The following is a 24943-nucleotide window of genomic DNA, read 5'->3' as shown; positions in this document are numbered from 1 at the left end:
CAGCTTGTTTACACAGAGCAGAGGCAGCCTTTACCGGCTGCCTCTGTTTATTCTCACTCTTCAGCAATGACCTGACCATGCCTGCAATTGTCTGTCAACATATCCATAAATCATACCATCACACCTGCTCCCTGCATGATGTTTCGCTGACGCTCGAACAAGGCTCTGTAACAGGCCTCCTCGGCCCCAACGGTGCTGGTAAAAGTACCCTGATCAAATGCCTGCTGGGCTTTGTCAAACCGGATCGCGGCACGATCATCACCCCTGCCGGCACCACCATCGGCTACCTGCCGGAACTGGCGCGCATCCCTCCCTCTCTCTCTGCATGGAAAATGGTTCAGCTTGCCTGCCAGCTTACCCATACCGACTCGACCGATCAGATCAGCAGCCTGCTCAATACGGTGTTACTCGCTCCCCGCCACTGGCATAAGCCACTGGGCACCTTTTCCAAGGGCATGCGTCAACGGGTCGCCCTGGCCTATGCCATCGCCGGCCAGCCAAACTGGCTCATTCTGGATGAGCCGATGTCAGGCCTCGATGCCATGGGACGAAGACAATTTCTCGATATCCTGCTTGACCTGAATGCCCGGGGAACCGGCATGCTGGTCTGCAGCCATATCGTTCCCGACCTCGTCCGCTTGTGTAATCGGGTGCTACTGATTCATCAGGGATCAATGATCGACACCATTCACATCTCTGCGCACAGCATGGAAGAGGCAGCCATGCTGGAAAACAGACTCATACAAACAGCAGGCCATGATTTTGAATAACATATACATCGTAGCTGCATTTACCCTGCGTGAAATCCTGGCATCTCCGGCATTCAGAGCCCTGCTTGCCGCAACCGCCCTGTTTGCCATCATGGCACTGGCTGTTTCCAATCTGTTCCTGCTGGAAACCGTCAAGGTACAGCTGGACTTTCTGTGGCTGGGCATGTCACTGCTCGGAGCCGGATTCAGCCTGTTCATCGGCACCACGCTGATGGGACACGATATCACTCGTGGCACTGCATCGCTCTTTCTTCCCCATATGGATCGCCACAGCTACCTGCTTGGCAGAACAGCCGGTCTGACTCTTGCCCTGACACTGCTGCTGGCATTGATGGCCGTGCTCTCAACCGCCACGGTGGCATGGGGACTTGAACACGCATTGCCGGACAGAGCCGCCGGAATCAGCCTCTGGTCTGCAACAATCATGGGACTGTTTGCACTGCTTCAGTCCGCCACCATCCTGGCCATGGTTCTGTTCACCTGCTCATGGGCCACCGGTGTGGTTGAAATGATGTTGTTTTCCAGTGCATTTACGCTCATGGCCTACCTGCTGCCATCGGTGATGAGTGCCATCACATCCAGCGAGGTGATCGCACAGGTACCGGCCTGGAGCGTGGCCTTTATCCACACGATTGATTATCTCTTTCCTGATATGAGCGGCGGTCAGGTGGCCCTTTGCATTGCCCATGGACTCACTTTGCCAACAGCGGAGCTTGGCTGGTACCTTGCAGGCCAGTGCGGCTATATCATCACACTGGTTGCTGCGGCCCTGCTGCTGTTTGACCGTCGGGATCTGTGAAACTGCACAAAACCAGCCTCATCCGGATGACCCTGCTGACGGGGCTGTGCCTGTATGGCAGCTCGATTGCCTGCAAGCCGGCGCAGCAGGCGGATCAAACCACACTGCTGACCGGAGGAATGCCTCCGGCAGCTCAAAAAATGTTGGCTGGCCCCTTTGCCGGCAGTGCCGCCGACCTCGATATCCTCGCCCTGTTTTCGATCTATGACACAATCCGTCAACAACAAACGAATCAGACCGATTTATGGAAAAAACTGAATGAACGCCTGCTGGCAGCCCAAACGCTGGATCCCTGGTTTGCCGACACATACCGATTGACGATCGGGCTCACGGCATTTCATGAACAGGGAGCGTCTACCGCCGTTGAACTGCTTTCGCGCGGTGCAAAGGCTCGTTCATGGGACTGGGAACTGCCTTTTATGGCCGGTTATATCGCTCATGATTTCCTGCATGATGATGCACGCGCCTATGCATTGATGTCAGAAGCGATCAAACGCCCTGATGCCCCTCCGCTGGCAGTAGGTCTGGCCTCAAAGTTTCTGCAAAGCTCGGAGGGTACCGAGGCCAGCATTCACTTTCTGAACTACCTGAAAGCCAGCATGCCGGCTCAATACCGGGATATCATTGATGCCCGCATCAAACGTCTGGAGAAAAAGAGGCAATCCGGATGATACAGAGCCCGCCGCTGCCATACAGTGCGATCGCCTTTATTGCGCTGCTGGCGACACCGCTCGCATATCCCGGTTTTTTTCCGCACGACGTCAATATCCTCTCCGCATCGGCGGCCACCCTGCTCTTCGTCATCGCAATCGCATTCGAAAACAGGGGTGCGATACTGTTACCAACGAAATTTCTGACAGCACTGGGGCTATTGGTATCCATTCAGCTGTGGCTGTATGGCAGTCAGCAGCTGCTGTCGGTCAGCACATGGCTGCTTCAGCTACTACTCTACAGCATGGCGGGACTGATGTTTGTAGCCGGCGCATCCGTACCCGTAAAAAGCCTGCAGCGCTGGCTGCAACTCTATCTGCTGGCTGCCATTCTCTGGTCAGCAATCGGCCTGTTCGTCTGGCTGGGAGGAACAGACGGAGAGGCACTGCGAGTCGGCCCGTTTACGATCACCATGCCGCCGGCCATCAAGCTGGCCGGCCCGTTCAATCAGGGCAATGTCTTTGCGGGCCTGACCGGTCTTGCCCTGCTGTTTTCACACTGGTTCGCCTGGAAGAAGAAACATTGGAAGTACGTGGTTGCAGCAACTTTTTTCACCGCCATGCTGTTTGACACCCTGTCACGCGGAGGCTGGCTGGCCTTCTCTCTCTCCATCGCAGCCCTGCTATTTGCCATCAAACCCGACAAACAGACATGGTTACGCTGTTTCCTGCTGCCATGGTTGTGCGGCATAACCATGGGCGTACTCCTGTCACACTACAGCCAGCCGGCGCTCGCCCATGAACAGAGTATGATCAGTGTCATCAATACTGCCGGTACGTCACTTACGGCGCGACTGACGATCTGGGCCACTGCACTGGCGGAATTTCTGCAAGCACCTTTCACCGGTAATGGCTGGGGACAATATGCAGCCCGGTCCTGGCTTGTCGCACCACAGGCCGCGAGCCTGCTTGCATCAGCGGGCCAGCCACATCAACTGGCCAATGTCTATTTCAGTGCCCACAATCTGTTTCTGCACATCATGGCAGAGGGCGGCATCATTGCGCTTCTGGCCACACTGACAGCACTCTGGTCACTCATGGCATGTAGCATTCGACTGCTGAAAAAGGCCCACAATATCCGCATCTGTTATGCGCTCGCAGCCATCGCGTTTATCATCCAGTCACAGATCAATATCATTTACACAAAACCGGTTCCTCTGCTGCTGTTCGCTTTTTTTGCCGGTGTAGCCATGGCGCCGCGACTCAGACGATACAACCGGAAGCATCATCTCCACCGCATCATCCTGATCCTGCTTCCAATCATGACTGCGCTCTATCTGATCTGGAGCACCCCGGTCATCATGCAATGGTTTAGAGCGGAAAAGGCTCTGTATGCGTTTGATTTCAATGATGAGGCAAGCGTAAAAACACTGGCCTCTTTTACTGACACGGCACGAATCGGAGCCATTCCTGCGATCTGGATCACCTATCAGGTTGCCGTCACCGGTCAGCACAGAGGGCTGCTTAAGTGGTCGATCCCCCCCTTAACACAGGTAACCCGCGACCTGCCGCTGATTCCCTCCTACCAGCTTCTCTTTTATGCACTTGCCGGCACAGGCTCACTGCAACAAGCGTGCAAAATCGGCGAAATAATCAGCAACCAGCACTTCAGCCTCGATCACAACAACAAGGCCTACCAGGAAAGCTGCACAGGAAAAGTCCCTGCGGAATACAATTTCTCCCAGACAAAACCATAATACGGCAACGTCAGAATTCATCTGACAAACAGGCAACAGTTCACTATGCTGCCCGGCAGCTACAGAGTGTGACTGCAGCCGCAACATGAATGGCAGCCAAATTGCTTCGGCAACCATTTTAGTACGACTTCATTCAGGCAGGAGATCGCTATCATGAGGCATAAGCAGCAAGGCTTTTCAATGATCGAAATGATGACCGTATTGGTGATCATCGGTATCCTCTCCGCCATTGCCGTTCCATTGATGCACGGCTACCAGGTGCGGGCAAAAAACACCCAGTCGGTCTCTGACGTCTACCATCTCTATCTGTTTGAAAATCAGTTTTATGATGAACATCATGAGTACGTGCCCATTGCCCCTGCTGACAAACAGGCAAGCGGATTACTGAGTAAAAATGTTACGCTGGCCGATGGCTCCGTTGTGCTGTTCGAGATCAGAAACCTGACAGCGGACGTACAGGTTGCTGTAAATACCGACAACACGCACCAGACACTGGTCATCGGCGGGCTTGCTGCCGGCAGTGATACCATTATCGCCTTTGATCCCGATGCCCAGGATGGCTACCATGCCATCACGCTCAGCGGCTCCTTTGCCTCCTCCAGCATCCCCAACTCTACTTCAGGCAACGACCTGAGCAGTTACCCGGTCTTCCACCAGTAACACACAGACAGTCATGCACCGACACACGACAGAGAATAGCTGACACGAACAGCGCTTGAATTGCATGCGCAGTCCCCCTATACATTGGCAATGCTGAAACTTTTATTTCTTCTGTTTGTCATCGCACCACTCACTGAACTCTACCTGCTGATCAAAGTCGGCAGTGGTATTGGCGGCCTTACAACCATTGCACTTTGTCTGCTGACCGCCGCCATCGGCGGCTTGATCATCCGGTGGCAGGGCATCGCAACCCTGATTGATGCGCAAAAATGCATGGCCAGAGGGGAAATCCCTGCCGATCATGGATTTCACGGTATTCTTCTTGCCGTGGCTGGCCTGCTGCTGTTTCTGCCGGGCTTCATCACCGATACCGCCGGTTTTCTGTTACTCATTCCGGCCCTGCGTCAACTGATCATTCACAGGCTGCTGCCGATCCGACCCATGCATACACAACAGGACACAACGATTATCGAGGCAGAAGTCATTCACCACGAGCATCACATCCGTTAATGAGATGCTGATTTATTGCCCTCCTGGCAAAAATCAGCAACGCGTTAATCTGTCATTCACTCACATCTGTAAAACTCGACAGCTGTACTGCTCCACCAAATTTATGTATCCATGGGGGATTCAATGAATACAAACACAATTCAGGTCACACAACTTGCCGATGCCCGCATCAGCTTCCTCGGCAAAACCTACGGCATGCTGGCACTCTGTATCGCAGCAGGGAGCGCCGGGGCATGGCTCTCTATGGGCATAGCCTTCCCGCATGAGCATCCGTTTATCATGCTGATGATCATGATAGGTGGAATTTTTGGCGTACAGGCGGTTCGCCACACACCCGGCATCAACCTTGCAGCCCTTATCGCCTTTGGCGGTATCACCGGCATGGCAGTTGCCCCGCTCGTCGGCATGGTCGCCGCCAAATCCCCCATGCTGGTGACACAGGCATTTCTCACCACCGCGATCGCATTTGTTTCCCTCACAGCCTACACCTTTATCTCCAGGCGTGATTTCTCTTTCCTTAAAGGGTTCGTCTGGACCGGCCTCATTGCCATGATTGTACTAGGCCTGTCAAATTACTTCATTTTTGAATCTCCCGTCGTCGCACTCAGCCTCTCCGGGATCGGCGTACTGCTGTTCTCCGCCTTTATTCTCTACGATACATCCAGCATCCTGCGCGACTATCCGAATGATGAATATATTGCTGCAGCCCTGACCCTCTACCTGGATGTATTCATGCTGTTTGAAAATATTCTCTCACTCTTCGGCATACTCGGCGACGACTGATTTTCCCACGATCACAGTGCAGCCTGTTCTCAGGCTGCATTCGCGTTATCATACGACGCTGATACGCGATTACGCTTACTGGAGTTCACCATGTTGGATCAAGCTTTAATGGAAATCCTTGCCTGCCCGAAGTGCAAGGGCGACGTGCGTTACAATGAGGCAAAAAACGGTCTGGTATGTGATGCATGCAGCCTTGAGTACCCGATTCGCGATGATATCCCTGTCATGCTGATCGATGAGGCCAGACAACTGACCGGCAGCGCCAGCTAAAGCCACCTCCACCGCCCTGACCATGTATTTTCAGGCAGATCACGCCTGCAGGACCGGCCGCTGATATGGTCGGTATTATTGTCAAACTGCTGTTTTACTTTATCCGACTGATCCCGGTACGGGTTGCCGGTGCAACAGGTGCAGGGATGGGGCGCCTGTTCTATCGTCTGGATCGACGCCACCGTGACATTGCCATAAAAAACCTGCAGCGGATTTACCCGGAAAAAGATTCTTCCTGGCACCGGCACACGGCACGTGAGTCGTGTGCCGAACTTGGTCGTACATGTTTTGAGCTACCGCATGTATTTCTTCGCTCGCGCGCATTTCTGCTCTCCCGCATTGAGGTCGAAGGTGAGGAGCTGTTGCAACAGGCGCTGTCGCACGGACAGGGTGCTATCCTGACCGCCTGCCACCACAGCAACTGGGAGTTGGGAGCACTGACCTTTTCCCTGCTTGGCTACCGCAACGACAGCCTCTACCGGCCAATCAGACAAAAGCCCATCGACCTTTTCATCAGCCGGGCACGAAGCCGCTTCGGCTCCACACTACGCTCGCGCGACGATGGTCTGAGGTGGATTCCCAAAGCACTGAAAGAGAATCATTGCATCTGCTTTATGGTTGACCAGCACCTGTCCGGTGGCGTGCCCGTGCCCTTTCTCGGCCACATGGCCCGCACCACCACACTGCCCGCCACCATCCACAGCAAATATGGCACCCCTATTCTTGCTGTCATGTTGCACAGAATCGGAACAGGGTTCCGTTTTCGTCTGCAGTTCCGGACCATTGATTTAACTGACCACGTCAATCACCAGGTTGATCAGCTGAAACTGATCTCCGACAGCTTTGCCCCGGCTATTCATGCCCGGCCGGAACTATGGTTATGGATCCACAGACGCTGGTTGTACCTGGATGAGCAGGAGAGTGAGGCAGCATGAGTCGCCACAAACCCGTATCCCGCACCCGCTGGCAGGCCGCCCAAAAGCATGCCCTGGAAAAATGGAAGGGAAAAAATCTTCAGCTGGCACGTGAAGAGGCGGAACGTGAACTGCTGCCACTGCTGTTACGCTATGCCCGTGAGTACCCTAAAAGCGCATCGATTCTTGAGGTGGGCTGTGGCCCGATCTGCATCAGCCAGTTCCTGCCGCAAAGACATAAAACCTATCTCGATCCACTGCTTAATGATTTCAGGCGCATGTTCCCCGGCAAACTGCCGGAGGGTGAATATCTGGCTAATGGCGCAGAATCAATCGAGCGCCCCAATGCATCCTATGATCTGATTCTCTGCACGCACGCTCTCTCCTGCTCAATGAATCCGGAGCTGATCATGCATGAAATGGAACGACTGCTGAAACCGGCTGGCCTGCTGATTCTGACCATGACCACCCACAGTGCACTTGAAGCCCGCATGCATTACTATGCCGAATGCTGTGCTCCGTCCCTGTGCCATAAAACCCGGCCCTATTACTACTCGTTAACCGGCATCCGTCGCACGCTGGCGAGACACTTTACCATCGTGCAGGAGATGACCCGGAAAAGTACTTTTCTGCCGCCATTCAGGCGTGTTGAGCGTATTTTTGTCTGCTCACCTCTCGACAGGAAAGCCGGCGCATGAAGCCGGTTCACCATCTGCTGCTCATGCCTCCGAACTGGATCGGCGATGTCATCATGGCACAGCCGGCCATGTTCGCCGTTGCCAGCCATTATCGCGCGCTGAATCCGGCGCTGCAGATCACCGTTTGCGGCCGCCCCTGGCTTAAAGACCTGTTGCCATGGCTGAATCTGGCAGGTGCCCGCTATGCAGAGCAATTGCCGAAAGCGGACACAGCCTTCCTGTTTCCAAACTCCCTGCGCTCGGCATGGCAGTGCCGAAAAGCGGGCATCCGCAGCATTATCGGCTACTCCGGCCAGTGGCGCAGCCTGCTACTCAGCCGGGCCCTGCCCCAACGCATCAGCCAGAAACACCAGCACCACCGCGATTTCTTCCTCGATATTGCGACCCAGTCGGGCATGGCCATTGAACAACGGTATGTACATCTCTCCACTCCCGCTGATGCCGTTGAGGAAGGGATCAACATGATACGCGCTCACGGACTGAACCCGGAAAAGAGCTTTATGCTGGCGCCAGGTGCACAGTTCGGCGCGGCCAAATGTTATCCTGAGGCAGGCTTTGCCGAGGCCTGCCGCCACCTTGCCAGCCATGGTTTTCAACCGGTGGTCCTCGGCATGAAGGAGGATCATGCAACCGGTGAACGCATTCTTGCCGGCCTTGATGTGGCAACCTGGAATGCAGCCGGCGCAACCACACTCAGCCAGGCGATTGCACTGATTGGTGCCAGCCGCTTTATGCTCTGCAACGACTCAGGCCTGATGCATATCGCGGCAGGCCTGGATATTCCGACCGTCGCCCCCTTCGGCGCAACCGATCCTGAGCGCACAGCCCCCAGCGGCAAACACGTTAAAATCATCTATCAGCCAGCCCCGTGCAGCCCCTGCCTGCAGCGTGAATGCACGGTTACAGGACACCCGTGCATGAGCAATATCACGCCCCGCATGCTTAGCGATGCCTGCCTCGCCCTGCTCAAGCCATGAAGGTACTGGTCGTCAAGCTCTCGGCTTTCGGAGACATTATTCACAGCCTGCCGGCACTGGATGATCTGCTCAGCCACCCCGATGTCAGTGAGGTTCACTGGCTGGTCGATGAGCGTTACGCCTTTGTCAGCGGAATTTTTCCGGCCAGTGTCCATGTTCACCGCGTCGCCCTCAAGGGCGATACACCGCTGCGCTCTGCCTGGCAGACCATCGTTAAACTCAGAGCCATCAAGTTTGATACCGTCATTGATCTGCAGGGGCTGATTAAATCCGCAGTACTGGCGCGAGCCTGTGGCTCGCCCGTCTATGGCCTCGACAAACGGCAATTGCGTGAGAAAGTCAGCGCATGGCTGACCCGTCCGGTCAGCTTTCATCCGGATGAGCGTCATGTGGTCCAGCAGTATCGCCGCGTTGCACTTACAGCCTGCAACAAAGGGTATACACGCGATCAGGCTGTTCCCTATCAGGCTCCGCACATCGAGCTGGAAAGGACAAACTGCCACCCTGATGCCAACCTGCTTGCACGACTCGGGTTACGCAAAAAGGGCTTTGTGATCCTGCATGCGGCCGGAGGCTGGGAAACCAAACAGCTTCCCGAGTCCACATGGCTGAGCATTGCTCACAACCTGCCGGAGCACTCCCCACAGGCGGTATTCAGCTGGGGCAACGAGCAGGAAAAGCAGCAGGCAGAGGCGCTGGCCCGTGCATGCCATGGCTTTGCTTTGCCCGAACGATTGAATATGTCAGCATTGTGCGCACTGCTCACCGGCGCATCGGCCGTCGTGGGTGCAGATACTGGCCTGCTGCATCTGGCTGCCGCGCTGGACACCCCGACGATTACATTCTGGGGTCCATCGGCATCATGGCGCTCAGCCCCTACAGGAGAGAGACACTGGCATATCGAATCCAACCCGGAATGCGGCCCCTGCTTTCAGCGCAAGTGTGCACATTTCAACTGCATGGATCGCATCGAGGCCGGGTCCATCATAAAGGTATTGCATGAACTCTGAACTTACTACCGGCCAGCGCCTGCACAAGGCTTTTCTGCGTGCCCGCATACCGGCCAGCATTCTGATGGGAGCCTCCATTCTTCTGCTTGCCTACCCGACCCTGAACAGCTGGCTGATCGGCCTTGCAGTGATTGCCCTGGGTGAATCACTGCGTATCTGGGCATCAGGCCACATTCATAAGTCGGCTGAGGTCACGCAAACAGGTCCTTACGCGATGTGCCGCCACCCGCTCTATCTTGGCCACTTCATTATTGCCACCGGCTTCTGTATTGCCGCCAACAGCCTGCTGGCCTACATCATCGTCAGCATTTCGTTTTTTATTGTCTATGTACCGACATGGAAAAACGAGGAGAAAAACCTCATTGCCCTGTTCGGGGATACCTATCGTGAGTTCATGGCCACCCGCTTTGCCATTCTGCCACGATGGAGCGCACAGATGTTCAGCGGGGAGTTCAGCTGGGCCATGGTAAAACAGCACCGTGAGTGGAATCACCTGTTCGGCCTTGCTGCCGGCGCTGCCGGCATGATTGCGCTCGGAGTGTTACGCCACTCATGGTGAAAGCCTCCCGGCTGGCGATATTTCTGGCCCTGCTGTTACCGCTTACAGCCCATGCAAATTCCGTTTCTACCTGTATGCCCTATGCCGGTGAGCATATGAGCTTTGATATCGGCTGGGAGTTTATCAATGCCGGCTCCGCTACCATGGATATTGCCGCAACCGATCAGGGCTGGCAGGCCAAAACATTTGCCCGCACCAATCCGCTGCTCGATGCCTTTAAAAAAGTACGCGATTACATCACGGCAGAAGGGATCTGTATCAACGGAAAAATGCAAAGCACCCTGTTTGATGCCAATCTGCATGAACGTCAATATAAAGCGGAGAAAAAAACCGAATTTCTCTGGCAACAGAACAAGGTCACCCATACCCAGAACCAGATCACTGAATACTTTGATGTCCCCGCCGGTCACCTGAGCGTGATCGATGCCTTTCTTGCCGTTCGCAAACTGAAACTGGAGCCGGGTACCACCATCAATATCCCGGTTTTTGACTCACGTAAACGCTATGAAATTGAGGTCAACATTCAGAATCGGCGCGATACCCTGACCACCCCGTGGGGAGAAAAAGTCAGCTGCCTGATTGTCACCCCCAAACTGAAGTCAGAGGGTATTTTCACCAACCGCGGCGAAATGACGCTGTGGATGACCGATGACGAGCGTCATATTCCGGTCAAAATGATGGCAAAGATCAAATTCGGACGCATTTTTGCCCGGCTGACCTCATACTCAACTGACAAACCGGTGATTGCCTCAAAAGAACCGGCCATCATGACCATCAAGGAAGGACAGCACTTATGAGTCTGGGCAGCCTGCTTGAAAAAGCCTATATCCTGCGCAAAACATGGCTAACCCGGCACAGCCGCCGCCACCATTCCCAGTTCGGTGAGGATGTGGTGCTCAATGACTGGCTTGATAAATCGGTCAAAAACGGATTTTATGTCGATGTCGGCTGCTATCACCCGAGCAAGTTTTCCAACACCTGTTTTTTGCATAAACGTGGCTGGAGCGGCATTAACATTGATATGGATGCCATCAAGATCAAATGCTTCGATCTTGCCCGGCCGAACGATACCAACATCAATGCCGCCGTCTCCAACAGAAGAGAGACGGTGACTGTCTATAACTTCAGCCGATACGGCCTGGGATCGACGATCGACCCTGAAGTGGCAAAAAACACCCCTATGCCGGTGTACAGCAAAAATGAGATTGAAACTCGCCCGCTCACCGAAATCATCGATGCCAGTCCGTTCAGGGATCGCCAAATCGATCTTCTCACCATTGATGCTGAAGGACACGATTTTGAGGTGATCCAGTCACTGGATATGGTGCGCTACAAACCAAAAATTCTGCTGACTGAAAGCCACCTGACCGATCTTGCCGGGATTCTGCAGCTGCCGATGCACTGCTATCTGGAGGAGCAGGGTTACAAGCTGATGAACTGGGTCGGTTTTACCCTGATTTATGCCCTGCCGAACAGCGGCCTGCTTAAACAGCGCTGATCGTGCCCGTCTCCCCGCTTGCCGTTGTCATCTCAACCTACAACGCCCCGGACTTTCTTCGTCTGACGCTGGAGGGATATCGCCAGCAAAGCGATAAGGCCTTTGTCATCTATATTGCCGATGATGGCTCGACGGATGAAACAAAAATATTAATCGAACGACTCAGGCGGAATTTCCCGGTACCGATTCATCACATATGGCAACCGGATGACGGCTTCCGTAAAGCCCGCATTCATAACCGCGTCATTGCCCGCATTGATGAACCCTATACCCTGCTGACGGATGGTGACTGCATTCCCCTGCCAGAGCTGGTGGCCGCCCATCGCCGCTTTGCCACTGACCACATATTTATCAGCGGTAGCCGCGTCCTGCTGTCAGCGACATGGACTGCCACACTGTGTGCACAATCTGCCGCACTGACAACCGATCGCCCGACTATCTGGTGGCTGCAACAACGGTTCAAAGGCCACATCAACCGGGTCATGCCACTGCTATTACCAGCGGCTCTCTCGCCTGCATCCACCCGGCTTGAAGGCATTCGCGGCTGTCACCTCTCCTGCCCGACTGCAGCACTCCGCCAAATCAACGGCTTTGATGAATCATTCGAAGGATGGGGCCGCGAAGATTCTGATCTGACAGCCCGGCTTCTGCATGCAGGCCTGAAACGACGTAATCTGCGCGGCCAGCCGGTACTGCATCTCTGGCATCGCGAGTTTTCTCGCCAGCAGCTGACAGAAAATGATGCGCTGCTACAGGCATGCCTGGATGAAAAGAGGGTTGAGGCCCTGTGCGGACTGAAGCAACTGGAGGAGAGCCATGGCTGATCTTTCTGTCTATATCATCGCCTATAACGAGGAAGAAAAGATCGCCGATGCCGTCAACAGCGTGTTGTGGGCCGATGAAGTCATTGTCGCCGATTCCAGCAGCAGTGACCGAACAGCCGAAATTGCCAGCGCACTCGGCGCCCGTGTTGTACAGCTTGAGTTCACTGGTTTCGGTAAACTGCGCAATGATGCCATTGCCAGCTGCACTCATGAGTGGATTTTCAGCCTGGATGCCGATGAGCGCTGCACTGCGGAGGCAGCAGAAGAGATCCGCCGCATTATCAATGCCGACGACAGTGCCGATGCCTATTTCACCCCCCGTAAAAACTGGTTTATGGGGCGATGGATCCGCCATTGCGGCTGGTATCCCGATTATCGGCAACCGCAACTGTTCCGTCGCGGCGCCCTGCTATTTGAAACAGGTGACAAGGTGCACGAAAGCTACCGGGTCAACGGCACGACCGCGCACATGCAGGCAGCCATCTGGCAATTCCCGTTCAGGAACATGGCCCAGGCACTGGATAAGGCCAATCGTTACTCGTCACTCGGTGTGGATCGCCTTGAGGCAAAAGGAGCAAGAGCCGGCATGGGCCATGCTCTGCTGCGCGGGCTGTGGTCCTTCTTCCGCATTTATATTCTCAAGCTTGGATTTCTGGATGGCTGGGCCGGTTTTGTCATCGCCTTCAGCAATCTGGAAGGGGTATTTTACCGCTATGCCAAGCTTTGCGAACGCAAATACGGCTGGGACCGACCGCCTCAATCATGACCCCGATGAACCTGTTACAGGTGGTACGTCGTTACGGCCCTGTCGGCGGCATGGAGCGTTACGTGTGGGAACTAAGTCGCGAGCTGGCGGGCATGGGCCACGATGTTACCGTGCTGTGCGAGGCACTCTATGCCGACGCCCCCCCTCAGGGGGTTCGCGTCATTGAGCTTGGTACGGTAACCGCCAAACCCCGCTGGCTGGCACACCTGCGCTTTTCCCGCCGCGTTTCCCGCTGGGTGACAGATCATCCGGACCCGCAACGCATCATCCACAGTCATGAGAGAACAGCCGTTCATCATGTCACCACATTTCATGGCCCCCCTTTTGCGGCTGTACGCAGCAAGCCGTGGTGGAAAAGGCTGTCGCTGCGCATTGCCGTCAACCTGTGGCTTGAGAAGCGTGAGGTATGCGCGCCTCAGGTACAAGCGGTAGTGCCAAACTCATTCATGATCGGTGAGGCACTTACCAGCCATTATCCGTGCATCGGCTCCCGCATGGTTGCCCCTGTGGCACCGGGCGTTGGCGATATTCCGCCAAGACCACCGCGGAATATCGCTGAAAACGGCGGCATCATCGGCTTTGTCGGCAAGGAGTGGCGTCGCAAAGGGCTTGATACCGCCGTAGCCATTGTCGCTGCCGCACGGAAAACGCGTCCGGACCTGAAGATGATGGTCGCAGGTCCGCAACCGGCCGAGATCGAACATCTGTTTACCGGCTGGACTGGCGGCTATCAATTGCTTGGGCAGACCGACAGCACCCCGCTTTATGCCCGCTTTGATCTGCTGCTGCATCCGGCCCGTCAGGAGCCCTATGGCATGGTGATCGCGGAAGCACGGGCAGCCGGCGTACCTGTGCTGGTGTCGGATGCATGCGGTATCGCCTGTGAGCTCCCCCCATCTGCAGTGATGCAGGAGGATGCGCCAGTGGCCTCCTGGGCCCAGGCCACACTGGAGCTGCTGGGTACGACATGTGAGCCCGCCATGCGCAGCTGGCGCGATGTGGCAAAGGAGCAGTTACGCTGTTATCAGCAACTGCAGCGATAACTTCCACTCAAGCCCCGCAGACCTGCTGCGGAAACAGCCTGCAAACAGCGAAAAATGACGTTCAGTGGCAAATTTCTTCGGCTCACCATGCATTGCCAAAGTCCCTCAGGCTCCCGGGAGTCTGTCGGACTTAACTCAAACCTACTGCGCGGCAGGGATAGCGGCCCAAAATGCCCCGGGCTTTTGTCGCATAGTCACCACTATGCTCCTCAATCCCGGAATATTTTTGCCTCGCCATCCCACCTGCTCGCTACGGATTGCTTAAGTACGACAGGCTCCTAGTATCGCCCGACCATGGCCCGACATGAGGACATGTAAACGTTCAAACAGGAGTAGCGGTCATCACAACAGAATCACATAGCAGCGCACTGATGGCCGAACTGGATCACTTTCTCAAGACCCTGCCCTATGATCAGCTTGCTCGTGAATTTTCCGCTGACAACGGGCTGGATGCGGAGAACATCAAAGAGAGACTGCTCACCTATGCAAACGAATCAAGAGTCACTGTGGCACTGATTCAACCGCACCTGACACCGGCGCTGCGCCTGCTTGAGGTAGGGGCAGGACTCTGCCTGACCAGCCTGTTTCTCAAACAGCAGGGCTATCAGATCACGGCCCTTGAGCCGGCCATGGGGGGGTTCGGCCTGTTTGAGCAGTTAAAGAGAGCCATACTCAACCATTACAGCGACAGCATGCTGACCGTACTGGAGAAGCCGGCTCAAGCACTGACGACTGCTGATGGCCACTTTGACCTGATTTTCAGTAATAATGTCATCGAGCATATCCCCGACTGGCCGGCAGCGCTGACTGCCATGGGCGGGGTATTAAGTGATCAGGGCAAGATGCTGCATGCGTGCCCCAATTACACTGTTCCCTATGAGCCTCATTACGGGGTACCTGTCTTCAGACACTTGCGGAAATTTAGCAAATGGCTCTTTCTCGGTAACAGAGATGATACAGAGATATGGGACTCCCTGAATTTTATTACCTGCAGGGAAGTAGCTCATTACGGCAAACAACACGAGCTCTCCTGCACCTTTGAAAAAGCACTGCTCTACAAGGCCCTCAAACGCATTGAGGATGATCCACTGTTTGAAACCCGTCATCAGGGAGCTGTCGCCACCATCGCCCGACTGTTGATGCGCTCAGGAATCGGAACACTGTTCCGCTATATTCCCCCGTCACTGGCGACCCCCATGATTGTCCATATCACCCCAAAAAGGCTGAACTGATGGCACAAAAGGTCACAGGCTTCCGGGCCATATTTTCCAGTGCGCTGATCTACAATCTGGCGCAACGCATGGTTGGAGCTGAAAAAGCCCGTCATATACTGGTACAAGACTACTTCCCCGCTCAAAACCGCTATCGCATGCTTGATATCGGATGCGGTACCGCTGAAATCCTCCGGCACCTGCCAACCGCAATTGACTATCATGGTTTTGATGCATCGGAGGCTTATATCCAGCAGGCAGTGCGCCTGTTCGGCAACAGAGGCACATTCCGGGCCGAACTCGTCAGAGAGGCGACACTTGATGAGCTGGGCAGTTTTGATCTCGTTCTGGCCTTCGGACTTTTACACCATCTGGGCGATGACGAAGCCGGCATGCTCTTCCAGCTGGCAAGCCATGCCCTTGCACCCGGCGGCAAGCTGTTGACCATCGATCCCACCTATGTCGCAGGGCAAAACAGCATGGCAAAATGGATCATCAGCAAGGATCGGGGCCAGTGCATCCGCAGCCCTGAACACTACAGCAGCCTGGCCAGTCAGCAGTTTGCCCGGGTCAATACGATGATCCGGCACGACATGCTGCGCATTCCCTACTCCCACTGTATTCTGGAGTGCCAGAACAGCGACCCCCAAACGCTTTAGCAATCCGCCGGGCGTATGATAGGCTTGCCGCATGACCCATCTCTCCGTCGTCATTCCGGTATATAAGGCAGAAGGCTGCCTGCATGAACTCTATCGGCGACTAAAAAGCGCACTGGAGCAGATCACCACCGATTTTGAATGCCTGCTGATCGAAGACTGCGGCGGTGATCGCTCATGGGAGATCATCCAGGAGCTGGCAGAAGCGGATCCGCGTATCAAAGGGCTGCAGTTTTCCCGCAACTTCGGCCAGCACTATGGCATCACAGCGGGGCTTGATTACTGCAGCGGACAATGGGTCGTGGTCATGGATTGTGACCTTCAGGATGCACCGGAAGAGATTCCCCGCCTCTATGCAAAAGCACAGGAGGGGTTTGATCTGGTACTGGCACGCCGCACACACCGTAAGGACAGGGCCGAAAAGAAACTTTCATCGGTGCTATTTTACCGGTTGTTTAACTATCTGACCGGCATGGACTACGATCCGGCGGTCGGAAACTTTCGCATCATGTCGGCCAAAATTGTAAAAAACTGCCGGAACATGCGTGAAAACCTTCGTTTTCTTCCCGGCATGGTCGACTGGATGGGCTTCCCTGCTGCAAAAATCGATGTGGAACATGGCAGCCGCTTTGCCGGCGAATCAACCTACACGTTCCGTAAACTGGTCAGCCTGGCAACCGATACCATTATCGCCTACTCGGATAAGCCACTGCGCATGTCGATCAAACTCGGTTTTACCATTGCTGCACTGGCTTTTATGATCGGCATCGGTCTGTTTACCTATGCACTGCTCTACAATAACCCGATCATGGGCTGGAGCAGCCTGATTGTTTCAATCTATTTTCTTGGTGGCATCATCATTGCCAACCTGGGTATTATCGGCATTTACCTGGGCAAAACCTTTGATGAAACGAAAAAGCGTCCCCTTTATATCATTAACCACCAAACATTCGATGATCATGCATAACCACATATCCCCCACGCCATGGGATACAAAGGTTTTCGGCATCCCGTGCTTTGAAATCACCGCATATGCAGAAGAGCCGCTGGCCATCGCAGCCAGCGTCACGGGCCATTACACCATCAAGGTGGATCCGCTCGCCAACAAGGAGCTGCTGCAGAAATACGGCTTCTACTACACTGACACACTGATCGAGCCGGTGTGCAGGGCGGATCGATTCACCCCGCACCAACATGCCGATTGCTCAGTCCGCACAGATACGCCACTGGATGAGTTGCTACCCATGTGTGATCACACCTTTCTGCACGGTCGCTTTCATCGCGACTTTATGCTCGCCGGTGCTGCCGCAGACCAGCGTTATCGGCAGTGGCTGAGCCAGATGCACTGCGAGAATGAGGTATTCGCTCTCTATTACAACTCAAACCTTGCCGGCTTCATTGCCCACCATCAGGGCAATCTGCTGCTGCATGCCATCGCCCGCGAATATCGCGGACAGGGCCTGGCAAAATATTTCTGGTCGAATGTATGTGACCATCTGTTTCTTTCCGGTGCATCTGAAATTCGCAGCTCTGTTTCCGCTGCCAATCTTGCCGTACTGAATCTCTATGCATCACTGGGCTTTCGTTTCTGCCATGCAACAGACATCTATCACCGACTCACACGATCATCCGATTGAATATCGCCGATAAATTCTCCCCTACCCTCAAACTTCTTCAGTTGCTGACTCTCTCGGCAGCTGTATTGATGTTATTGCCGCTGCCTGTGATGCAATATGTCGGTGAAGAGGGACTGATGGCGATCAAATCCTATGAGATGTATGTGCGCCATGACTGGCTGCACCCGTCGATTGTCGGCATGATCTGGCCTCATTCACCGCTCTGGCACTGGCCGGTCATGGCGATCAGCAATCTGATCGGCTGGGAACATGTCGACATTGCCGTACGCCTTGTCTCGGTCATTGCCACCTGGCTGACCGCGCTGACGGCCGGCCTGTTTGGCCACTGGTTGTTCCACCGCTCACACCCGCATGCCGGCTGGTTTTGCGCCCTTGTCTATCTGACGCTGGGTGAGGTTGCATTCTGGTATGGCTGGCTGGGCTATGTCGATGCAACCTTCGGACTGTTTATCTTCTCCGCCATCACCGCACTCTGGCGCGCCATCCATGATGAAAAAATCAGCTGGTTCCTGCTTTCGCTGTTGCTGATTTCCATGGCATTCATGACCAAAAACATCACCGCCTACGCCCTTTTCGGCGCCGCGGGCCTGGTTCTGATCTGGCGTATGCAGCAGTGGTCACTGCTGAAGAAACCGCTGTTTCTGATCGCGGGTCTGCTCACCCTCTCGGTCCCGATCCTGTGGCAGGCCTATGTCGTCCCGGCTGGCAATAATACCGCCACCACTACGATCAATGATGTGATCCGAAACTATACCGGCTATGGCATCCTCGCCTTTATCGGTCACTGGCTGAGCTTTCCGTTTGTCTTCCTCTTTCGCGCCCTGCCGCTCTCCCTGTTTCTTGCCTGGCTGTGGATGCGTCACAAATACCGCCTGCACCTCGATCACACGCTGACCACGCTTGCGCTGGTGCTGTTGATCTGTTTCCTGCCGTTCTGGATCTCGGCCGGTGCCACCCCTCGCTATCTGGTGCCATTGTACGGACTGGTTGCCCTGCTGCTGACAGGGATGACCCTGCAACTGGATGCCTTACGACTACGCCAGTCCCTGCTGTTACTGACACTGCTGGTGATTCTTAAAATCCCTTACAGCCTTGCCGTACTGCCCTATATCAAGGACTGGCGTCCGGAGCGGGATGTCAAGGCAGTGGCTGAAGAGATCATGCGCATGACCGATGATGCCCCGCTGTTAACACAGAATGATGTGGCTACCGGTCTCGCCATTGCCGCCTATATCGATGTATGGCGTCAGCAGCGCCCTCCGGTCACCTGGTATAGTGGCAGTGAGAAGACCGTCTACATTCTGGCAGAGGTGGAAACTCCGGCACTGGGGCAGCTGATCAAGTCCTGGCGACTGCGCGGTGATCATGTCTACCTCTACCGTCATGCAGGCAGCCGGGCATCTACAGGAGCAACACCTTGATTCCATTTAACAAGCCCTACATGACCGGCGAGGAAACGGCGCATATGCTGGAGGCACATGCCAACGGCCAACTGGCCGGCAATGGCCCGTTCACAAAAAAGTGTCAGCGCTGGCTTGAGCAGAAAACCGGTGCCCGCAAGGTACTGCTGACCCACTCCTGCACGGCAGCACTGGAGATGGCTGCCCTGCTGCTGGATCTTGCACCCGGCGATGAAGTGATCATGCCCTCCTATACCTTCGTCTCCACGGCCAACGCCTTTGTGCTGCGGGGAGCCATCCCTGTTTTTGTCGATATCCACCCGGATACACTGAATATCGATGAGCAATTGATTGAGGCCGCCATCACCTCAAAAACCCGTGCCATCTGTGTCGTTCATTATGCCGGCGTCGGCTGTGAAATGGATGAGGTCATGGCTATTGCCGCTCGTCATGGGCTGTTTGTCATTGAAGATGCCGCTCAGGGGGTGATGTCCGACTACAAGGGGCGCGCACTGGGCAGCATAGGCCACCTGGCTGCCTTCAGTTTTCACGAGACGAAAAATGTGATTTCAGGTGAAGGCGGTGCACTGCTGATCAATGATGAGCGCTTTGCCGAACGGGCTGAAATCCTGTGGGAAAAAGGCACCAATCGCAGCAGTTTTTTTCGCGGTGAAGTGGATAAATATACCTGGGTGGATATCGGCTCATCCTATTTGCCGGGAGAGTTGATCGCCGCATTCCTCTGGGCCCAGCTCGAACACGCCGAGGCCATTACCGATCGGCGCCTGGCCATCTGGCAACGCTATCACGAAGCGTTCGAACCACTTGAGCAGGCTGGCATCATTCGCCGCCCCGTGATCCCGCAGCAGTGCCGCCACAACGCCCATATGTATTACCTGCTGCTGAGCTCTCTGGACGAACGCACGACGTTTATCAGCGCACTTAAACAGGCAGATATCATGAGTGTTTTCCACTATGTGCCGCTGCACCTTGCTCCGGCCGGACTGAAATTCTGCCGCACCCACGGCGACCTGCCCCACACAGAGCAACTTGCCGACCGGCTGGTGCGCCTGCCCTTGTGGCCCGAACTTGAAAACCGGCAATCATATGTCATCGATTGCGCACTTGCTGCACTGCAACCATGATAGCGAACCTGACAACGAGAGGGAATTGAACGTGATTCTGGTGATTGGCGATATCATTGTAGATGAATTTATCTGGGGCGATGTATCACGCATTTCGCCTGAGGCACCGGTTCCTGTTGTCTCGGTTGATCGCATTGACCGCAGACTGGGAGGCTCGGCCAATGTGGTGCGCAACCTGCATGCACTGGATACGGCATCGGCCATGTTCGGTATCGTCGGCGATGATGAGCCCGGGCGCTGGGTTCATGAGCAGTTAACCGGGATGGATTCGGACAATCGCGGCGTCATCACCAAAACAAATGACCGGCCGACCGCCATCAAAACACGCATCATTGCACGCCACCAGCAGGTCGTACGTTATGATCGGGAATGGGTTGCCCCGGCACAGCCGGAAACCCACCAGCGTCTGCTTGCCAGTGTGGAGTCGCTGCAGGCCGATGCCACGGCCGTGATTCTCTCTGATTACGGCAAGGGGGTACTGACCCCTGATTTTATCCGCCTGCTGATCGCACAACTTGGCGATCGCATTATTGCCATCGATCCGAAACCCGTTCACACCGATGCCTATCAGGGCGCCACGGTGATTACACCGAACCTGATGGAGGCTGCCGCAATGGCCGGCATGAAGGCTGTCAATGAGGACCAGCATGTCGAAGCCATCGCCCGTGCCCTGCATGAACGGCTTGAGCTGCGCTATGTGCTGATTACCCGTTCGGAAAAAGGAATGACGCTGTTTGACGGCGAACATCACCATCATATTCCGACGGCGGCCCGCGATGTTTTCGACGTCACCGGTGCCGGTGATACAGTGATTGCCGTCTTCACCGCCTGTCTCGCCCGTGGTGATGATGCCCTGACAGCAGCAAAACTGGCCAACCACGCTGCCGGCGTAGTGGTTGGCAAGCTCGGCACGGCAACGGCCAGCTGGGCAGAGATTGAGGCCCATTGATATGAAAATCGCCATTGGTATTCCCGCCCGCATGGGCTCCACCCGTTTTCCCGGCAAGCCTCTGGCTTTGCTGGCCGGGCGCCCGATGATTGAGCATGTGATCGAAAAGGCACAGGCAAGCGAACTCGGCCCGGTGTTTGTCGCCACCGATGATGCACGTATTGCCGATATTGCCCGCCACTGCGGTGCCATCGCCTGCATGACCCGCGCCGATCACCCCAATGGCAGCAACCGGCTGGCAGAAGCCGTGCGCGACATGGAGTGCGATATCGTCATCAACGTTCAGGGCGATGAGCCACTGATCGATCCGGCCGCGATCAGGGCTGTAGTCACCCCGTTTACATCCGATCCATTCCTGCCCATGGCAACGCTGGCCCACCCGCTGCGTAATCCGGATGACCTGTATGATGCCAATGTCGTCAAACTCGTTGCCAATGGCAAAGGTCGGGCGATGTATTTCAGCCGTGCCGCGATCCCCTTTCCACGCTCAGGCGAGGCAAATGCACTTCAGCATGTCGGCCTTTACGCCTACCGCAAAGAGTTTCTTCTGATCTATCCTGCCCTGACTCCGTGTGAGTCGGAGCAAAGTGAGCAGCTTGAGCAGTTGCGGGTCCTGCATCATGGCTATGATATCGCGGTGACGGTCGGTGACTTTCACTGTATCGGGGTCGACACCCCGGCCGACCTCGCCCGTGCCGAGTTATTGCTGGCAGGTAACAGCTGAATCACCTGCCGGCTGCGATGCCATCGTTGAAAAATCACTGTCAGGGATACTCTGAATAAATCTGCATCTCCTTAACAATAACCGCTGGAAACATCCGGCTATACATGCGAGCCTTGCAGGAACGAGGTATTCGGGGGGCTGAAGAAATCAGCCCGTGTGAGGATCACATAAACCCATCGCGAGATATGTGATGAAGCAAACAACCGGGCAACGCATATGGGCGTAAAAAACAACCGCGCAGCGGCGCAACCTCATTGTGCCATCAATACGCTGATTTTGTCATTTTCAGCCCTCTTTATCATCGGGGCGATTGCGTTTACGCTGATTCTGTTTTTCGGATCACGCAGCATGGATCAGCAAAGGGTTGATGAGTCCCGCTACTTTGCCGGGCTGGAACTGGAAAGTATTTATGGTGATCTCGGCCTTCTTGCCAAAGACAACAGCTGGTGGGACGAAATCATCATCCACTCCACCCCTCAACCCGATCCTGAGTGGGTTAGAAAAACCTATATCCCCTACCTTTCGGAAACGCTGAAAATATCGGATATGATTGTGATCGGCGGAGACAATCAAACGCTCTATGCCATCCATGACGACACATTCAGCCAAACTGATGCAACCGAGCTGTTCGATACGGATACACTACAACTGCTGCTCAACCGGGCTCGCAGCGCCTCATCGTCAGAACCGGAACCGTTTAATGGACTTGCCATCGTTCAGGGACAAATCATGGTTGTCTCAGCCTCCGCCCTGACGCCGGAAGAAGAGGGCTCAACCGCCCTGCCTGACGGATTACGACCTGTGCTTCTGTTTATGCGACCGTTTTCCACAGCACTGTTCAAGGAACACTCGAAAAAACTGATTCTCAACCGGCTGCAGGTTATTTCCGCTACCGATACAGCTGCCGCTGATGTTACGAATGGAGGAAGCTTTGAGCTGAAAGATATCCATGGTAAATCGATCGGCTATCTGACCTGGCATGTGGATGCAGTGGCCCATCGCATGATTGAAGGTGTGATGCCGCTTCTTCTACTGCTGATGCTGATTGTCACTGCACTCGCCACACTGGTCATTCGCAGTGCATTTAAAGCCAGAAACCGGCTTCGCATCCTCTCATCCGCGATTGAGCAGGCGGGAGAAGCGATTGCTGTAACCGATCTGAATGGCATTACCGTCTATATCAACAACAGTTTTAGCAAGCTGACCGGTTACGATCCCGAAGAGCTCATCGGCCACGGGCCCGCCTTTTTGCAGGAAAGCTGTCAAACCATTCCTGTTTTCAATGCCCTTTGGACCACTGTCAATCGAGGTGAAATCTGGCAGAATAAAGTGACTGCCCGACGCAAGGATGGAAGCCGTTACCCGGCCATGATGTCAGCAGCTCCCATCTATAATGACGCCGGTCATATTTCACATGTGGTATGCATTCAACAGAACATATCGGACTATGAACAGCTGGAGCAGAGCTTTCTTCAGGCGCAGAAGATGGAGGCTGTCGGCATACTGGCCGGAGGAATCGCTCACAACTTCAATAATTTGCTGGCAGGTATCACCGGTTACGCTTATCTGATCAAGCAGGAGACCCTGGCCCAGCCTGCCGTACAGGCCAGAATAGATCATATCAACGAGCTGAGCTATCGGGCCGCCGAGGTCATCGGCCAACTGCTGACCTTTGCCCGCAAGGCCATGGTTCACAAACAACCGCTGCATCTGCACGCACTGATCAGTGACACAATGGCGCTGATTCGCCTTGCTCTTCCTGAAAACATCCGGCTTGAATACACGCATTGTGAAGATGAGTGCCATATCTGCGGGGATCATAACCAGCTCCAGCAACTGCTGCTGAATCTGGCCAATAATGCCCGTGACGCCTTAAAAGGGGTTAACAACCCCGCTCTGACCATCCGACTGCAGCGGCTAACAGCCGATGCAGCCTTCCGCAAGTTGCATCCGGAACTGCAAGGCGATGCATTCGCCTGCATCACATTGGTCGATAACGGCTGCGGCATTGCGGCAGAAGATATGCCCCATCTGTTTGAACCATTTTTCACGACCAAAGAGGTCGGGAAAGGTAGCGGTCTTGGCCTTGCCATGGCCTTTGGTGCCGTCAAAACCCATGATGGCGCCATTGATATAGAAAGCAGTAAGGATCAGGGCACAACCTTCTCCATCTACCTGCCGCTGTGCTCCCATATTGAACATAAGCCGGACACCGTTGGTGATGCCACCACAAACCAGACCATGCAATATGGACAACATGAGCTGATTCTTCTCGCAGACGATGCCCCCGAAGTACTGGACTCCATCGCCGCAGTGCTTGAGCGTCTAAATTACCGCCTGTTAAAAGCGACCGATGGTGTGCAGGCCATCGAGCTGTTTGCACTGCATCAAAGCGACATCCAACTGGCTATTCTTGATATCATGATGCCGGAGAAAAGTGGCATTGAGGTAGCCAAAACCCTGCGCAATACCCGCCCGGCGCTACCCATCATATTTCTTACCGGATACGATAAGAGTCACGCCTCTGAAATCACTGCGCAACTGGAGTCGTGCATGCTGCTCGAGAAACCGCCCGTGATTCAAAAGCTGGCTGCGGCGATACGCCAGCTCCTTGAACCCGACCCATTCCGCCAACGCGATCAGCAGATGTGAAGCCAATGAGTGTCAAATCGATGCTTTTCAATGCACAGACAATCAAAAAGGTACGATACAAAGATCCCGCTTCGGGCTTCG

27 protein-coding genes are annotated in these 24943 nt (G+C 54.8%); all 27 read left to right on the top strand.

The window, feature by feature from the left end:
• Positions 1–77 precede the first annotated feature (77 nt).
• The 27 genes from FEF65_RS07950 (at position 78) to FEF65_RS07820 (ending at position 24862) form a co-directional block, all read left to right on the top strand.
• Positions 78–770, top strand: a complete 693-nt coding sequence (locus FEF65_RS07950) for an ABC transporter ATP-binding protein (RefSeq protein ID WP_138239264.1) — start codon at positions 78–80, stop codon at positions 768–770.
• The gene (locus tag FEF65_RS07945) at positions 763–1569 is read left to right on the top strand and encodes a hypothetical protein (RefSeq protein ID WP_138239263.1); all 807 of its coding nucleotides are present in this window, start codon (positions 763–765) and stop codon (positions 1567–1569) included. The genes FEF65_RS07950 and FEF65_RS07945 overlap by 8 nt, the downstream gene beginning before the upstream one ends.
• A 26-nt stretch (positions 1570–1595) precedes the next feature.
• A complete protein-coding gene (locus FEF65_RS07940; protein WP_238701256.1) occupies positions 1596–2240 on the top strand; it encodes a hypothetical protein in 645 nt (214 codons plus the stop codon).
• Complete coding sequence (locus tag FEF65_RS07935; protein WP_138239262.1) at positions 2237–3976, top strand: O-antigen ligase family protein; 1740 nt, start codon at positions 2237–2239, stop codon at positions 3974–3976. Before FEF65_RS07940 ends, FEF65_RS07935 begins: the two co-directional genes overlap by 4 nt.
• A gap of 153 nt (positions 3977–4129) precedes the next feature.
• A complete protein-coding gene (locus tag FEF65_RS07930) occupies positions 4130–4636 on the top strand; it encodes a type IV pilin protein (protein ID WP_138239261.1) in 507 nt (168 codons plus the stop codon).
• Positions 4637–4726: 90 nt separating this feature from the next.
• Positions 4727–5146 carry an FxsA family protein gene (locus tag FEF65_RS07925; RefSeq protein WP_138239260.1) on the top strand — a complete coding sequence of 140 codons (420 nt, stop codon included), beginning with the start codon at positions 4727–4729 and terminating at the stop codon, positions 5144–5146.
• Positions 5147–5269: 123 nt separating this feature from the next.
• On the top strand, positions 5270–5929 hold the full coding sequence (locus FEF65_RS07920) for a Bax inhibitor-1/YccA family protein (RefSeq protein WP_138239259.1): 660 nt from the start codon (positions 5270–5272) through the stop codon (positions 5927–5929).
• 90 nt (positions 5930–6019) lie between these two features.
• Positions 6020–6199 carry a Trm112 family protein gene (locus FEF65_RS07915; protein ID WP_138239258.1) on the top strand — a complete coding sequence of 60 codons (180 nt, stop codon included), beginning with the start codon at positions 6020–6022 and terminating at the stop codon, positions 6197–6199.
• 65 nt (positions 6200–6264) lie between these two features.
• Positions 6265–7134: a lysophospholipid acyltransferase family protein gene (locus FEF65_RS07910; RefSeq protein WP_138239257.1), complete on the top strand. Its 870-nt coding sequence runs from the start codon at positions 6265–6267 to the stop codon at positions 7132–7134.
• On the top strand, positions 7131–7811 hold the full coding sequence (locus FEF65_RS07905; protein ID WP_138239256.1) for a class I SAM-dependent methyltransferase: 681 nt from the start codon (positions 7131–7133) through the stop codon (positions 7809–7811). The genes FEF65_RS07910 and FEF65_RS07905 overlap by 4 nt, the downstream gene beginning before the upstream one ends.
• The gene (waaF, locus tag FEF65_RS07900) at positions 7808–8788 is read left to right on the top strand and encodes a lipopolysaccharide heptosyltransferase II (protein WP_138239255.1); all 981 of its coding nucleotides are present in this window, start codon (positions 7808–7810) and stop codon (positions 8786–8788) included. The genes FEF65_RS07905 and waaF overlap by 4 nt, the downstream gene beginning before the upstream one ends.
• Complete coding sequence (gene waaC, locus FEF65_RS07895; RefSeq protein ID WP_138239254.1) at positions 8785–9798, top strand: lipopolysaccharide heptosyltransferase I; 1014 nt, start codon at positions 8785–8787, stop codon at positions 9796–9798. The genes waaF and waaC overlap by 4 nt, the downstream gene beginning before the upstream one ends.
• Positions 9788–10357 carry a methyltransferase family protein gene (locus FEF65_RS07890; RefSeq protein WP_138239253.1) on the top strand — a complete coding sequence of 190 codons (570 nt, stop codon included), beginning with the start codon at positions 9788–9790 and terminating at the stop codon, positions 10355–10357. The genes waaC and FEF65_RS07890 overlap by 11 nt, the downstream gene beginning before the upstream one ends.
• Positions 10351–11154, top strand: coding sequence for a DUF3108 domain-containing protein (locus FEF65_RS07885; RefSeq protein ID WP_138239252.1), 804 nt, complete (start codon positions 10351–10353; stop codon positions 11152–11154). The genes FEF65_RS07890 and FEF65_RS07885 overlap by 7 nt, the downstream gene beginning before the upstream one ends.
• On the top strand, positions 11151–11855 hold the full coding sequence (locus FEF65_RS07880; protein ID WP_138239251.1) for an FkbM family methyltransferase: 705 nt from the start codon (positions 11151–11153) through the stop codon (positions 11853–11855). Before FEF65_RS07885 ends, FEF65_RS07880 begins: the two co-directional genes overlap by 4 nt.
• Positions 11856–11857: 2 nt before the next feature.
• A complete protein-coding gene (locus FEF65_RS07875) occupies positions 11858–12679 on the top strand; it encodes a glycosyltransferase (RefSeq protein ID WP_138239250.1) in 822 nt (273 codons plus the stop codon).
• A complete protein-coding gene (locus FEF65_RS07870) occupies positions 12672–13445 on the top strand; it encodes a glycosyltransferase family 2 protein (RefSeq protein ID WP_138239249.1) in 774 nt (257 codons plus the stop codon). Before FEF65_RS07875 ends, FEF65_RS07870 begins: the two co-directional genes overlap by 8 nt.
• A 5-nt stretch (positions 13446–13450) precedes the next feature.
• Positions 13451–14488, top strand: coding sequence for a glycosyltransferase family 4 protein (locus FEF65_RS07865; RefSeq protein WP_138239248.1), 1038 nt, complete (start codon positions 13451–13453; stop codon positions 14486–14488).
• 371 nt (positions 14489–14859) lie between these two features.
• Positions 14860–15720, top strand: a complete 861-nt coding sequence (locus tag FEF65_RS07860; protein WP_138239247.1) for a class I SAM-dependent methyltransferase — start codon at positions 14860–14862, stop codon at positions 15718–15720.
• The gene (locus tag FEF65_RS07855; protein ID WP_138239246.1) at positions 15720–16358 is read left to right on the top strand and encodes a class I SAM-dependent methyltransferase; all 639 of its coding nucleotides are present in this window, start codon (positions 15720–15722) and stop codon (positions 16356–16358) included. Before FEF65_RS07860 ends, FEF65_RS07855 begins: the two co-directional genes overlap by 1 nt.
• A gap of 31 nt (positions 16359–16389) precedes the next feature.
• Positions 16390–17322 carry a glycosyltransferase family 2 protein gene (locus tag FEF65_RS07850; RefSeq protein ID WP_138239245.1) on the top strand — a complete coding sequence of 311 codons (933 nt, stop codon included), beginning with the start codon at positions 16390–16392 and terminating at the stop codon, positions 17320–17322.
• Positions 17315–17992, top strand: coding sequence for a GNAT family N-acetyltransferase (locus FEF65_RS07845; protein ID WP_138239244.1), 678 nt, complete (start codon positions 17315–17317; stop codon positions 17990–17992). The genes FEF65_RS07850 and FEF65_RS07845 overlap by 8 nt, the downstream gene beginning before the upstream one ends.
• On the top strand, positions 17989–19413 hold the full coding sequence (locus FEF65_RS07840; protein ID WP_238701255.1) for an ArnT family glycosyltransferase: 1425 nt from the start codon (positions 17989–17991) through the stop codon (positions 19411–19413). Before FEF65_RS07845 ends, FEF65_RS07840 begins: the two co-directional genes overlap by 4 nt.
• The gene (rffA, locus tag FEF65_RS07835) at positions 19410–20537 is read left to right on the top strand and encodes a dTDP-4-amino-4,6-dideoxygalactose transaminase (RefSeq protein ID WP_138239243.1); all 1128 of its coding nucleotides are present in this window, start codon (positions 19410–19412) and stop codon (positions 20535–20537) included. Before FEF65_RS07840 ends, rffA begins: the two co-directional genes overlap by 4 nt.
• Before the next feature lie 31 nt (positions 20538–20568).
• Positions 20569–21486 (top strand): D-glycero-beta-D-manno-heptose-7-phosphate kinase, encoded by a 918-nt coding sequence (gene rfaE1 / locus FEF65_RS07830; protein WP_138239302.1) that lies wholly within the window; start codon positions 20569–20571, stop codon positions 21484–21486.
• A gap of 1 nt (position 21487) precedes the next feature.
• Positions 21488–22210, top strand: a complete 723-nt coding sequence (kdsB, locus tag FEF65_RS07825; protein WP_138239242.1) for a 3-deoxy-manno-octulosonate cytidylyltransferase — start codon at positions 21488–21490, stop codon at positions 22208–22210.
• 216 nt (positions 22211–22426) lie between these two features.
• On the top strand, positions 22427–24862 hold the full coding sequence (locus FEF65_RS07820) for an ATP-binding protein (protein WP_138239241.1): 2436 nt from the start codon (positions 22427–22429) through the stop codon (positions 24860–24862).
• Positions 24863–24943 lie beyond the last annotated feature (81 nt).

The sequence above is a fragment of the Mariprofundus erugo genome, assembly GCF_005818865.1.
Classification (GTDB): Bacteria; Pseudomonadota; Zetaproteobacteria; order Mariprofundales; family Mariprofundaceae; genus Mariprofundus; species Mariprofundus erugo.
This window is presented reverse-complemented; position numbering and strand designations above follow the sequence as displayed.